Here is a 12,671-nt window from a genome sequence, read left to right as displayed (position 1 = left end):
CTCCTCGCTCGCAGATACCTTTGTTTTCCGTCGCTCCTCGGCGTCGCTACGCGCCGATCAGCGCAGCAGGGCGATACCGTTCACCTTTCGTCAAAATTGCCCAGGCGATCCGGGCCATCTTGTTGGCCATGGCGACCGCAGCGACGTTTACGTGCGCACGGTCCTTAAGACCATCTGCCCATCGTGTTATCGGCGACGTTCGGTCCCTTACCAGATGCAGAACGGTCCGGGCGCCATGGATGAAAAGTTTGCGTAGGTAGCGATCGCCATGCTTCGAGATGCCGATCAGTTTGGCTTTGCCACCTGTTGTGATTTGCCGTGGAACCAGGCCGAGCCATGCGGCGAGATCGCGCCCCTTGGCGAAGCTACTGCCGGTACCAACGGCGGCCACAAGGGCGCTGGCGATGGTCGGTCCAACACCAGGGATTTCCATCAATCGCTGCATATCGGCATCCGTCTTGGCCAGCGCCTTGATCTCGGCGTCGATGGCGTCGATCCGATCATTGATCGCCGCCAGCTCCGTCGCCATGTCCGACAGCATCAACAGCATTCGATGCGACAGGTCCGGCGTACCACCTTCCGTCAGCTTCAATAACCCCTTCTGAAAGAGGTGGCGGCCCGTTCCGACTCGGATACCGCGCTCCATCAAAAATCCCCGCCCCTGATTGATCAGGCGCGTCCGTGTGGTCACGAGACGCTCCCGGGTACGGTGCAAGGCCTGAAGGTCAAGCTGCTCTTCCGATTTTATCGCGACGAACGACATGGTCGGACGGGTCGCCGCCTCGGCGATCGCTTCCGCATCGCGATCATCGTTCTTGTGAACCTTGACTAATCACGAGGTCCCCATAATGCGGAGGAGCGCGGCCTGATCGGCGGATTTTCGCCGTTTTCGGATCGGCTTGCTTTGCATTATTCGGTGCCGAACCTCTGGGGGTCAATCGACCAACAGAGGACCCGCCAATGCCCGATATCCGTCACGAACTAATTGCCGCACTCAATTCCTCCCTTATCAGTCAGCGATACAGCCCGGTCGTGGTGAGGAACTACTGCACCTACGCATCTGGATTTCTCGATTATCTGGAACAGCAGGGGATATTGATATCGAACGTGATCGACGTGCACGTAGAGCAATATCTGCGGCACGCGATCGTAATGTTCCAGAAACAGCGTGGTCGACGTCCCGGCGCACGCTGGCACGAGGTTCCGCGCTCCGGAATTCATGCCTTGTTGCGGCTTGCTCACGGTCAATGGCCGCCAGCTGTTGAGCCTACCTGCGCGGCCGATGTGGCCCGATTTGTAATTTGCGACGAATACGAAATCTGGCTGCGTGAGGAACGTGGGTTGGCTCGCTCCAGCGTCGCAGCGTTAATGTGGGAAGCCCGGAACTTCCTTGCTTGGCAGATCGATCACGGGAGCGGCGGCTTGGCCGGGCTGAGCGTTGTTGACGTGGACCGTTATATGGATCTGCGCGCACCGAAACTGACGCGCTGCTCAATGAAGTCTGTCGCAGAGCGGCTTCGCTCGCTGCTGCGTTATCTCCACATCACAGGTCGCGTCACAACGGACCTGTCAGGGCATGTGATAGCTCCCACGCTTTATGCATATGAAGGAGTACCGTCAGTCCTGATCCCCGGCCAGATAGTCGCTGTGCTGGAGAGCGCGAAGAAGGACGAGACATCGGCGGGACTGCGGGATCATGCGATCCTGCAACTCCTTGCAACATATGGGCTACGGTCTGGAGAAATCCGCAATCTGCGGATCGAGGACATCGACTGGCGGACGGAAACCATCCATGTTCGCCACCACAAGACGCGAGCCAGCACATCGCTGCCCCTGATGGAGCCGGTCGGCGAAGCGGTGCTTGCTTATCTGCGTTCCGGGCGGCCCATGACGGACGCCAGGGAAATCTTCCTCCGTACGCGCGCGCCCTATCGCAAGCTCGGCAAACTTTACAGCATGGTTCGCCGGAGGCTCCGTGACGCTGGCGTCCAACCGCCTGGCAAGTGTGGACCCCATATCTTCCGTCATGCGCGGGCGGTTGAGATGCTGCGGGTCGCGGTGCCTCGAAAGGTCATCGGCGACGTGCTGGGACACCGTTCGACAGGGTCGACGGCGCTCTACCTCAAGCTTGCTACCGAGGATCTCAGGGCCATCGCGCTTGACGTGCCGGGAATGGAGGTGCTGGGATGACCGCTCGCTGGCCCGACCCCGACCGCGCGATCATTGGCCGCCATGTCGCGAGCCTTGATCTGCGCAGCATGAAAAGCCGAGCCTGTTATCGGCAGGTTTTGTATGGCTTCCAGGATGCCGCCGAACGTTACGATGCACTCGGTCAGGAAGTGCTGCTGGCCTGGCTACGAGAATCAGCCGCTCGCCGAGCGCCGTCTACGCTTTTACACCGCACCCGCATCGTTGACCGGTTCCTCGAGCGGCTGGTGGAAATCGGCGCGATCAAATGCAATCCCGTCGTCGCTCTGCGCGATGAGTGCAATATCAAGCAGTGCATGCCGATCTGGCGAGCATTGGCGTCGCGGGATCCGGAACAGGCTCTTGCCGAACTGCGCCAGCCCAGGCCGTTCGGCAGCGTGCTGGGCGAGATGATGGCCGGGCATGTCGCGATGATGCGGCGCAGAGGATACAAATACACTTCGCAGCCGCTGTTACTCTTGCGGTTCGACCGGTTCCTGCAGTTGCATCCGGGACCGGAAACCGAACCGCTGAGCGCCATGATCGATCGATGGGCGGCAACGAATGTGACGCGTCACCACGTGGAGGAATGCGAAAAGCTCAAGCGCGTCTTTGCGAAAATCCTTCGTCACCTTGACCCGTCGATGCCTATGCGGCAACCGGACCCCAGACCGAGGAAGGAGGCCGCCAAGCAATGGCGAAAGCCCCATATCTACTCGCCTGCCGACGTACGACGGATGCTCGAAGTTGCCCGCACCTATCCGTCTCCACGAGTGCCGCTTCGACCGCTGAGCATGTACACGATGCTGCTGCTGGCCTATTGCGCAGGCTTGCGGCGTGGCGAGCTTGCCCGTCTCGATCTTGGTGACGTTGACCTGCTGGACGGTACGATAACCATCCGGCAGACCAAGTTCTTCAAGACCCGGATTCTGCCGTTACCCGACAGCGTTGTAGTCGAGCTTCGGGCCTACATCGATGCGCGGCGGCGTGCCGGTGGATCACAGGACGCGCGCTCCGGCCTGTTCTGGCACGAGCGAGGCGATGGCCATTACACACCGGAAATGATCACTTGGTTGCTCTCTGACGTCATACGCCGCGCTGGGTTGAAGCCATTGCGAGGGAAAACGGGCCCTCGCGTTCATGATCTGCGCCACTCGATGGTCGTGAACAGGATCCTCGAATGGTACCGGACGGGCATCAATCCACAGGATCGCCTGCCGTTCCTCGCGACCTACCTTGGCCATCGGGATATCAACTCCACCCTGGTCTACATCACCGTCACGCAAGACCTGCTGCATTACGCAAATGAACGGTTCCGGGCGATTGGCGCACCGTGCCTCAGCCTGGGGCAGGAGATGCGGCCATGAGCAAGGTTGACCGGTTCCCGGACCTGATGCGTGCGTTCTTCTACGAATGGCTGGCCGAGCAGCGCAATGCGTCTATCCATACGGTTCGATCATACCGCGATACCTGGCGGTTGTTGCTCCGGTTCGTTGCCCAGCGCACTGGGAAGAAGGTGGCTATGATCACGCTGGCCGATCTGGCCGCCGGCGAGGTCGCGGCGTTCCTTAGTCACACTGAACATGACCGTGGCGGTACGATCGGCACGCGCAACTGCCGGCTTGCAGCGATCCGCAGCTTCTTCCACTTCGTCGCCACCAGGGATCCCGGATCGATCGCGCAATGCGTGGAAATCCTCAATATACCGATCAAGCGCGCTCCGGTGCCGGAACCGATCTATCTGGATCCGGCGGAAGTGACGGCGATCCTCGCTCAGCCAGACCGTTCGACCGTTGAGGGCATGCGGGATCATGCGTTGCTCTCGTTCCTCTACAACAGCGGCGCACGAATACAGGAAGCGCTCGACCTGTGCCCCGAAGCAATCCGGTTCGAAAGCCCACCCTGCGTGCGTCTGACCGGCAAGGGCCAGAAGGAACGTATCTGCCCGCTCTGGCCGGAAACCGTGATGTTGCTGAAGAAACTGCTTGAACGGCAACCACGGGCACCCGACCAGCGGCTGTTCGTCAACCGCTATGGTGAGCCGCTCAGCGCCTCGGGGGTTCGGTTCAAGCTCGCCGCCTACGTGAAGGCGGCGGCCGAAACCATGCCAACGCTGCGTGCCAAGCATGTAACGCCACACGCCTTCCGGCACGCCACCGCCGTGCACCTCATCTCTGCGGGCGTCGACGTTACGGTCATCCGAAGCTGGCTCGGCCATGTGAGCCTCGACACGACCAACCACTATGCCAGGGCCAATCTGGAAACGAAGCAGAAAGCCCTGGAGAAGGTCGCCGCTCCAACCACACCCGGCGGCCAACCATCATGGAAACGCGACGCAAGCGTACTCGCCTGGCTCGACACACTGTGAAATAATGCGGAGGATCATGGACAAGAAAGGCGAAAATCCGCCGATCAGGCCGCGCTCCTCCGCATTATGGGGACCTCGTGATTAGTCAAATTATGCTCACCTCGTCATAACTTCACGTAGGGTCGGACGTAAAGCGGCGACATCAGTCGAGGTTCATGTCCGTGCTGAAGGCAAAAGCGCCCGATGTGATGAGCGCCTCCGCAAGCCTCCATCGCGACAGCGCAGGGGGGCAAGGTCTCCAGAAAATCCAGCAGGCGGTGCCGTTGAAGGCGCCTGCGATACACAACCGCACCCGTCGCGTCCAATCCCGCAAGGCTGCAAACCGTCTTGCCCAGATCAATGCCTAAAACCTCAATATTCATCAGAATGCTCCTCTCTCCACCTCTATCGCAACTATAGCAGCGGTTTGGTGGGAAGGCAGTTCATCCCATTAGCTCAGGACCACGTAATCCTCAGTCAAGAGATTGCTCTTGGCTGAGAAAAGTTTAATCGCAGCAGCACCACCACGTGGGGGATTAGCGTCAGCTCACCTATTGATTTGTAGTGCCCGCTATCAGCATTTTGTTTAGCCCCTGTTCCTCGGACAACGTCAGTTCAGCGCTTAACTTTTTTTCATCGCGATATTGGTAGGATGGTTTCGTCAACGTCACCAATTCCTCAGCAGCCGAGGGATGCAGGGCGATTGCCCGGTCAAAATCGGCCTTTGTGGCCCCCATGGCCAAGGGCACGGCGACTAGTTGGATCATTTCGGCCGCGCCGGGTCCTAAAATATGGCATCCAAGGACCCGGCCACCGCCGAATTCAGTGACCAGTTTCAAAATCATGCGTTCGGATTTATCGGTCATTACGTTCATCATGGGACGGAAGCTGGCAATATACACATCGATATCATGATGCTTGGCGGCATAATGCTCCGACATGCCGATTACACCTATTTCCGGTTCGGTGAAAACAGCGGTTGGAATTTGGCTCAAATCGACAATGGTCGGATTTTCGTTATATACGGTTTCCACAAAGGCGGCGCCCTCGCGAATCGCCACTGGTGTCAAGGCAACGCCCCCCCGCACATCTCCTACCGCATAAACAGATGGCGCCGTCGTCTGGCCGTAGCGATCAACCGCTATGCCACCCTTATCGGTAATCTCGACACCTGCCCTTTCCAATTCGAGCCCTTGAATATTGGCCGCCCGCCCGGTTGCGAACATCACCGCACCATAGACACGCTCAGCGCCATCGGTGAAATGAACCTTGAAATCCTCCCCGGACTTTTCCACCGATTCAATGTTGCAGTTGAGGATGAATTTGATGCCCCGCGCCTTCATGGCCTCGTATATGCCCAAACGCATGTCTTGGTCGAAATTTCGCAGGATCTGCCCGCCGCGATAGCAAACGGATGTTTCGACACCCAGTCCATTGAAAATGGTCGCAAATTCGAGCGCGATATAGCCGCCACCGTAAACGATGATGGATTCTGGCAAATTGTCGAGGTGAAAGGCCTCGTCCGATGTGAAACCGAGCTCGCAACCATCAATGTGAGGCTTGAAGGGATGACTGCCGGTCGCAATCAAGACGCGCTGGGCTGACAAGGTCGTATCTGCATTGACTAGGCGCACTGTATGAGCATCATGGAACGTGGCCCGATCCCTAATAATTTTGACGTCGCAGTTTTCGAGGGTCGAAGTATATGCCCGTTCGAGCCGGTCGATTTCCTTGTCCTTGTTGTCGCGCAAGGTTTCCCAATCAAAACGCGCATCGATCTGCCATCCGAAACTGCCAGCCACCTCGAAAAGCTCGGTAAACCTGCTGGCATAGACGAACAGCTTTTTCGGCACGCATCCTCTGATAACGCAGGTGCCCCCCACCCTGTCGGCTTCGATGATGGCAACCTTGGCACCATATCCCGAGGCCATCCTGGCCGCGCGCACACCGCCGGAACCGGCGCCGATGACTATCAGGTCGTACTCGTAGTTGTGAAATTCAACCATGTCTTCGCAATCTTCCTGTGGCGGTTTAAATACAAAACAAATCATAGGCTTAGATAACGCCCAACCAGACGCCACCAATCGCTATTTAAATTGCAACGCCATGGGGATGGCTGCAGCCAATATTATAAATGTCTGGCTAGCAAGTCCGGATTCTCAAGGATAGAGTTACGAGACGTTCGAGATTTAATTCACCCAAAAGTCCGGTGCTCAGCGCTACCGCCACATTCAGATTGGAGATAATTTCGTTTATCCGGCGGTGCTCTCGTATTGTTGGGTCAACTAATCGCCCAGTAGATCGGCGATAGCCCTACGCTCCTGGAGTCCGAAATTCCGCATAACCTCTATAGAGTTCGGTTCGAGATAGTCAGCAATGCCAGCATAACCGGATCGTTCTTGACTGCGTGCGAGCCAATCGGCAATTGCCTCCATTTTATCGCTCTCTTCCCAAATCCAACTCATCTGCATATCATTCAGTCGAACGACGTAGGGGAGCAGCGCCACATCTGCCAAGCTGTAAGTACTACCGGCCAACCATGAAGAATGCTGGAGAGCTTTGCCCATTTTGCCGAGGGTCTGGACCACTTTTTTTAATTGCGGCTTGACCGCAGCAGCCATCAGCCCGTTCTCGATCAGGTCCATCCGCGCTGCCTTCACCTCGGTAGACCATAATTTTATCTGTTCGCTCCGGTCCTGATGCCGCCAGGCAATGGCAAAAGAGAGCGTCGATATCCAGCCATGCAGACCCGCGTCAGGCGCGAGCATCCACACTCGCATATGAGCACGTTGAACCGCGTCCTCAGGGCTCAAGGGGACCTCCGGATGCGTGTCATCAAGATACTCGCAAATCACCGAAGACTCGATGATAACCTGATCATCATCGATCAATGTTGGCACAACGCCATTGGGGTTGAGCTTAAGATAATCCGGCTGGTGAGAATCTCCAGCGCCAAGATTTAGGTGGTGCTCCACCACTTTGAGATTCTTCTCGGCCAAAACCACGCGGACCTTCTGAGAACAAGCAGACATATTGTTGTGATAAAGTTCCATGAGCGTTCCCATTTCAGTTGTTAGATATCCAGCACCAGTTTGTCGCTCAGTGCACGTGACACGCAGACCGTCATCCTGTCATTTGCCGCCCGTTCTGCATCTGTCAGAACGGCATCACGGTGATCGGGCACACCCTCAAGCACCCCGGTCAAGCAAGTGCCACTTCCTCAGCAGCCGAGGGATGCAGGGCGATTGCCCGGTCAAAATCGGCCTTTGTGGCCCCCATGGCCAAGGGCACGGCGACTAGTTGGATCATTTCGGCCGCGCCGGGTCCTAAAATATGGCATCCAAGGACCCGGCCACCGCCGAATTCAGTGACCAGTTTCAAAATCATGCGTTCGGATTTATCGGTCATTACGTTCATCATGGGACGGAAGCTGGCAATATACACATCGATATCATGATGCTTGGCGGCATAATGCTCCGACATGCCGATTACACCTATTTCCGGTTCGGTGAAAACAGCGGTTGGAATTTGGCTCAAATCGACAATGGTCGGATTTTCGTTATATACGGTTTCCACAAAGGCGGCGCCCTCGCGAATCGCCACTGGTGTCAAGGCAACGCCCCCCCGCACATCTCCTACCGCATAAACAGATGGCGCCGTCGTCTGGCCGTAGCGATCAACCGCTATGCCACCCTTATCGGTAATCTCGACACCTGCCCTTTCCAATTCGAGCCCTTGAATATTGGCCGCCCGCCCGGTTGCGAACATCACCGCACCATAGACACGCTCAGCGCCATCGGTGAAATGAACCTTGAAATCCTCCCCGGACTTTTCCACCGATTCAATGTTGCAGTTGAGGATGAATTTGATGCCCCGCGCCTTCATGGCCTCGTATATGCCCAAACGCATGTCTTGGTCGAAATTTCGCAGGATCTGCCCGCCGCGATAGCAAACGGATGTTTCGACACCCAGTCCATTGAAAATGGTCGCAAATTCGAGCGCGATATAGCCGCCACCGTAAACGATGATGGATTCTGGCAAATTGTCGAGGTGAAAGGCCTCGTCCGATGTGAAACCGAGCTCGCAACCATCAATGTGAGGCTTGAAGGGATGACTGCCGGTCGCAATCAAGACGCGCTGGGCTGACAAGGTCGTATCTGCATTGACTAGGCGCACTGTATGAGCATCATGGAACGTGGCCCGATCCCTAATAATTTTGACGTCGCAGTTTTCGAGGGTCGAAGTATATGCCCGTTCGAGCCGGTCGATTTCCTTGTCCTTGTTGTCGCGCAAGGTTTCCCAATCAAAACGCGCATCGATCTGCCATCCGAAACTGCCAGCCACCTCGAAAAGCTCGGTAAACCTGCTGGCATAGACGAACAGCTTTTTCGGCACGCATCCTCTGATAACGCAGGTGCCCCCCACCCTGTCGGCTTCGATGATGGCAACCTTGGCACCATATCCCGAGGCCATCCTGGCCGCGCGCACACCGCCGGAACCGGCGCCGATGACTATCAGGTCGTACTCGTAGTTGTGAAATTCAACCATGTCTTCGCAATCTTCCTGTGGCGGTTTAAATACAAAACAAATCATAGGCTTAGATAACGCCCAACCAGACGCCACCAATCGCTATTTAAATTGCAACGCCATGGGGATGGCTGCAGCCAATATTATAAATGTCTGGCTAGCAAGTCCGGATTCTCAAGGATAGAGTTACGAGACGTTCGAGATTTAATTCACCCAAAAGTCCGGTGCTCAGCGCTACCGCCACATTCAGATTGGAGATAATTTCGTTTATCCGGCGGTGCTCTCGTATTGTTGGGTCAACTAATCGCCCAGTAGATCGGCGATAGCCCTACGCTCCTGGAGTCCGAAATTCCGCATAACCTCTATAGAGTTCGGTTCGAGATAGTCAGCAATGCCAGCATAACCGGATCGTTCTTGACTGCGTGCGAGCCAATCGGCAATTGCCTCCATTTTATCGCTCTCTTCCCAAATCCAACTCATCTGCATATCATTCAGTCGAACGACGTAGGGGAGCAGCGCCACATCTGCCAAGCTGTAAGTACTACCGGCCAACCATGAAGAATGCTGGAGAGCTTTGCCCATTTTGCCGAGGGTCTGGACCACTTTTTTTAATTGCGGCTTGACCGCAGCAGCCATCAGCCCGTTCTCGATCAGGTCCATCCGCGCTGCCTTCACCTCGGTAGACCATAATTTTATCTGTTCGCTCCGGTCCTGATGCCGCCAGGCAATGGCAAAAGAGAGCGTCGATATCCAGCCATGCAGACCCGCGTCAGGCGCGAGCATCCACACTCGCATATGAGCACGTTGAACCGCGTCCTCAGGGCTCAAGGGGACCTCCGGATGCGTGTCATCAAGATACTCGCAAATCACCGAAGACTCGATGATAACCTGATCATCATCGATCAATGTTGGCACAACGCCATTGGGGTTGAGCTTAAGATAATCCGGCTGGTGAGAATCTCCAGCGCCAAGATTTAGGTGGTGCTCCACCACTTTGAGATTCTTCTCGGCCAAAACCACGCGGACCTTCTGAGAACAAGCAGACATATTGTTGTGATAAAGTTCCATGAGCGTTCCCATTTCAGTTGTTAGATATCCAGCACCAGTTTGTCGCTCAGTGCACGTGACACGCAGACCGTCATCCTGTCATTTGCCGCCCGTTCTGCATCTGTCAGAACGGCATCACGGTGATCGGGCACACCCTCAAGCACCCCGGTCAAGCAAGTGCCACTTCCTCAGCAGCCGAGGGATGCAGGGCGATTGCCCGGTCAAAATCGGCCTTTGTGGCCCCCATGGCCAAGGGCACGGCGACTAGTTGGATCATTTCGGCCGCGCCGGGTCCTAAAATATGGCATCCAAGGACCCGGCCACCGCCGAATTCAGTGACCAGTTTCAAAATCATGCGTTCGGATTTATCGGTCATTACGTTCATCATGGGACGGAAGCTGGCAATATACACATCGATATCATGATGCTTGGCGGCATAATGCTCCGACATGCCGATTACACCTATTTCCGGTTCGGTGAAAACAGCGGTTGGAATTTGGCTCAAATCGACAATGGTCGGATTTTCGTTATATACGGTTTCCACAAAGGCGGCGCCCTCGCGAATCGCCACTGGTGTCAAGGCAACGCCCCCCCGCACATCTCCTACCGCATAAACAGATGGCGCCGTCGTCTGGCCGTAGCGATCAACCGCTATGCCACCCTTATCGGTAATCTCGACACCTGCCCTTTCCAATTCGAGCCCTTGAATATTGGCCGCCCGCCCGGTTGCGAACATCACCGCACCATAGACACGCTCAGCGCCATCGGTGAAATGAACCTTGAAATCCTCCCCGGACTTTTCCACCGATTCAATGTTGCAGTTGAGGATGAATTTGATGCCCCGCGCCTTCATGGCCTCGTATATGCCCAAACGCATGTCTTGGTCGAAATTTCGCAGGATCTGCCCGCCGCGATAGCAAACGGATGTTTCGACACCCAGTCCATTGAAAATGGTCGCAAATTCGAGCGCGATATAGCCGCCACCGTAAACGATGATGGATTCTGGCAAATTGTCGAGGTGAAAGGCCTCGTCCGATGTGAAACCGAGCTCGCAACCATCAATGTGAGGCTTGAAGGGATGACTGCCGGTCGCAATCAAGACGCGCTGGGCTGACAAGGTCGTATCTGCATTGACTAGGCGCACTGTATGAGCATCATGGAACGTGGCCCGATCCCTAATAATTTTGACGTCGCAGTTTTCGAGGGTCGAAGTATATGCCCGTTCGAGCCGGTCGATTTCCTTGTCCTTGTTGTCGCGCAAGGTTTCCCAATCAAAACGCGCATCGATCTGCCATCCGAAACTGCCAGCCACCTCGAAAAGCTCGGTAAACCTGCTGGCATAGACGAACAGCTTTTTCGGCACGCATCCTCTGATAACGCAGGTGCCCCCCACCCTGTCGGCTTCGATGATGGCAACCTTGGCACCATATCCCGAGGCCATCCTGGCCGCGCGCACACCGCCGGAACCGGCGCCGATGACTATCAGGTCGTACTCGTAGTTGTGAAATTCAACCATGTCTTCGCAATCTTCCTGTGGCGGTTTAAATACAAAACAAATCATAGGCTTAGATAACGCCCAACCAGACGCCACCAATCGCTATTTAAATTGCAACGCCATGGGGATGGCTGCAGCCAATATTATAAATGTCTGGCTAGCAAGTCCGGATTCTCAAGGATAGAGTTACGAGACGTTCGAGATTTAATTCACCCAAAAGTCCGGTGCTCAGCGCTACCGCCACATTCAGATTGGAGATAATTTCGTTTATCCGGCGGTGCTCTCGTATTGTTGGGTCAACTAATCGCCCAGTAGATCGGCGATAGCCCTACGCTCCTGGAGTCCGAAATTCCGCATAACCTCTATAGAGTTCGGTTCGAGATAGTCAGCAATGCCAGCATAACCGGATCGTTCTTGACTGCGTGCGAGCCAATCGGCAATTGCCTCCATTTTATCGCTCTCTTCCCAAATCCAACTCATCTGCATATCATTCAGTCGAACGACGTAGGGGAGCAGCGCCACATCTGCCAAGCTGTAAGTACTACCGGCCAACCATGAAGAATGCTGGAGAGCTTTGCCCATTTTGCCGAGGGTCTGGACCACTTTTTTTAATTGCGGCTTGACCGCAGCAGCCATCAGCCCGTTCTCGATCAGGTCCATCCGCGCTGCCTTCACCTCGGTAGACCATAATTTTATCTGTTCGCTCCGGTCCTGATGCCGCCAGGCAATGGCAAAAGAGAGCGTCGATATCCAGCCATGCAGACCCGCGTCAGGCGCGAGCATCCACACTCGCATATGAGCACGTTGAACCGCGTCCTCAGGGCTCAAGGGGACCTCCGGATGCGTGTCATCAAGATACTCGCAAATCACCGAAGACTCGATGATAACCTGATCATCATCGATCAATGTTGGCACAACGCCATTGGGGTTGAGCTTAAGATAATCCGGCTGGTGAGAATCTCCAGCGCCAAGATTTAGGTGGTGCTCCACCACTTTGAGATTCTTCTCGGCCAAAACCACGCGGACCTTCTGAGAACAAGCAGACATATTGTTGTGATAAAGTTCCAT

Annotated in this window: 9 protein-coding genes and 4 pseudogenes; 3 read left to right on the top strand and 10 right to left on the bottom strand. The window is 55.7% G+C overall.

The window, feature by feature from the left end:
- Positions 1–46 precede the first annotated feature (46 nt).
- Positions 47–808 (bottom strand): annotated as a pseudogene (locus tag CO731_RS28140) (IS110 family transposase); the annotation flags it as partial.
- A 152-nt stretch (positions 809–960) separates the two neighbouring features.
- Here CO731_RS28140 and CO731_RS28135 point away from each other — a divergent pair.
- The 3 genes from CO731_RS28135 to CO731_RS28125 are packed head-to-tail and all read left to right on the top strand — an operon-like array spanning position 961 to position 4,555.
- The gene (locus CO731_RS28135; protein WP_108605349.1) at positions 961–2,190 is read left to right on the top strand and encodes a site-specific integrase; all 1,230 of its coding nucleotides are present in this window, start codon (positions 961–963) and stop codon (positions 2,188–2,190) included.
- Complete coding sequence (locus CO731_RS28130; protein ID WP_108605348.1) at positions 2,187–3,554, top strand: tyrosine-type recombinase/integrase; 1,368 nt, start codon at positions 2,187–2,189, stop codon at positions 3,552–3,554. Before CO731_RS28135 ends, CO731_RS28130 begins: the two co-directional genes overlap by 4 nt.
- Complete coding sequence (locus CO731_RS28125) at positions 3,551–4,555, top strand: site-specific integrase (RefSeq protein WP_108605347.1); 1,005 nt, start codon at positions 3,551–3,553, stop codon at positions 4,553–4,555. Before CO731_RS28130 ends, CO731_RS28125 begins: the two co-directional genes overlap by 4 nt.
- A 110-nt stretch (positions 4,556–4,665) precedes the next feature.
- Here the strand turns inward: CO731_RS28125 and CO731_RS29480 are convergent.
- The 9 genes and pseudogenes from CO731_RS29480 to CO731_RS28080 form a co-directional block, all read right to left on the bottom strand.
- Positions 4,666–4,917 (bottom strand): annotated as a pseudogene (locus CO731_RS29480) (IS110 family transposase); the annotation flags it as partial.
- A gap of 168 nt (positions 4,918–5,085) precedes the next feature.
- Positions 5,086–6,540: a glutathione-disulfide reductase gene (gene gorA / locus CO731_RS28115; protein ID WP_108605345.1), complete on the bottom strand. Its 1,455-nt coding sequence runs from the start codon at positions 6,538–6,540 to the stop codon at positions 5,086–5,088.
- Positions 6,541–6,819: 279 nt separating this feature from the next.
- The gene (locus tag CO731_RS28110; RefSeq protein WP_159091757.1) at positions 6,820–7,587 is read right to left on the bottom strand and encodes a glutathione S-transferase family protein; all 768 of its coding nucleotides are present in this window, start codon (positions 7,585–7,587) and stop codon (positions 6,820–6,822) included.
- A gap of 20 nt (positions 7,588–7,607) precedes the next feature.
- A pseudogene (locus tag CO731_RS29475) lies at positions 7,608–7,748 on the bottom strand (2Fe-2S iron-sulfur cluster binding domain-containing protein); the annotation flags it as partial.
- On the bottom strand, positions 7,736–9,082 hold the full coding sequence (gene gorA / locus CO731_RS28100; protein ID WP_108605344.1) for a glutathione-disulfide reductase: 1,347 nt from the start codon (positions 9,080–9,082) through the stop codon (positions 7,736–7,738). The pseudogene CO731_RS29475 and the gene gorA (CO731_RS28100), both read right to left, overlap by 13 nt.
- Positions 9,083–9,361: 279 nt before the next feature.
- A complete protein-coding gene (locus tag CO731_RS28095) occupies positions 9,362–10,129 on the bottom strand; it encodes a glutathione S-transferase family protein (RefSeq protein WP_159091757.1) in 768 nt (255 codons plus the stop codon).
- Between the two features lie 20 nt (positions 10,130–10,149).
- Positions 10,150–10,290 (bottom strand): annotated as a pseudogene (locus CO731_RS29470) (2Fe-2S iron-sulfur cluster binding domain-containing protein); the annotation flags it as partial.
- Entirely contained in the window at positions 10,278–11,624 is a 1,347-nt protein-coding gene (gorA, locus tag CO731_RS28085) for a glutathione-disulfide reductase (RefSeq protein ID WP_108605344.1), read from the bottom strand. The gene gorA (CO731_RS28085) and the pseudogene CO731_RS29470, both read right to left, overlap by 13 nt.
- A gap of 279 nt (positions 11,625–11,903) precedes the next feature.
- On the bottom strand, positions 11,904–12,671 hold the full coding sequence (locus tag CO731_RS28080) for a glutathione S-transferase family protein (RefSeq protein WP_159091757.1): 768 nt from the start codon (positions 12,669–12,671) through the stop codon (positions 11,904–11,906).

The organism is Aminobacter sp. MSH1 (genome assembly GCF_003071665.1).
In the GTDB taxonomy this organism is placed as follows: Bacteria; Pseudomonadota; Alphaproteobacteria; order Rhizobiales; family Rhizobiaceae; genus Aminobacter; species Aminobacter niigataensis.
This window is presented reverse-complemented; position numbering and strand designations above follow the sequence as displayed.

What these genes read in the sequence shown, in the direction of transcription:
- CO731_RS28135 (WP_108605349.1), top strand. Translation starts at nt 961, where the DNA reads ATGCCCGATATCCGTCACGAACTAATTGCCGCACTCAATTCCTCCCTT.
- CO731_RS28130 (WP_108605348.1), top strand. Translation starts at nt 2,187, where the DNA reads ATGACCGCTCGCTGGCCCGACCCCGACCGCGCGATCATTGGCCGCCAT.
- CO731_RS28125 (WP_108605347.1), top strand. Translation starts at nt 3,551, where the DNA reads ATGAGCAAGGTTGACCGGTTCCCGGACCTGATGCGTGCGTTCTTCTAC.
- gorA (WP_108605345.1), bottom strand. Translation starts at nt 6,540, where the DNA reads ATGGTTGAATTTCACAACTACGAGTACGACCTGATAGTCATCGGCGCC.
- CO731_RS28110 (WP_159091757.1), bottom strand. Translation starts at nt 7,587, where the DNA reads ATGGAACTTTATCACAACAATATGTCTGCTTGTTCTCAGAAGGTCCGC.
- gorA (WP_108605344.1), bottom strand. Translation starts at nt 9,082, where the DNA reads ATGGTTGAATTTCACAACTACGAGTACGACCTGATAGTCATCGGCGCC.
- CO731_RS28095 (WP_159091757.1), bottom strand. Translation starts at nt 10,129, where the DNA reads ATGGAACTTTATCACAACAATATGTCTGCTTGTTCTCAGAAGGTCCGC.
- gorA (WP_108605344.1), bottom strand. Translation starts at nt 11,624, where the DNA reads ATGGTTGAATTTCACAACTACGAGTACGACCTGATAGTCATCGGCGCC.
- CO731_RS28080 (WP_159091757.1), bottom strand. Translation starts at nt 12,671, where the DNA reads ATGGAACTTTATCACAACAATATGTCTGCTTGTTCTCAGAAGGTCCGC.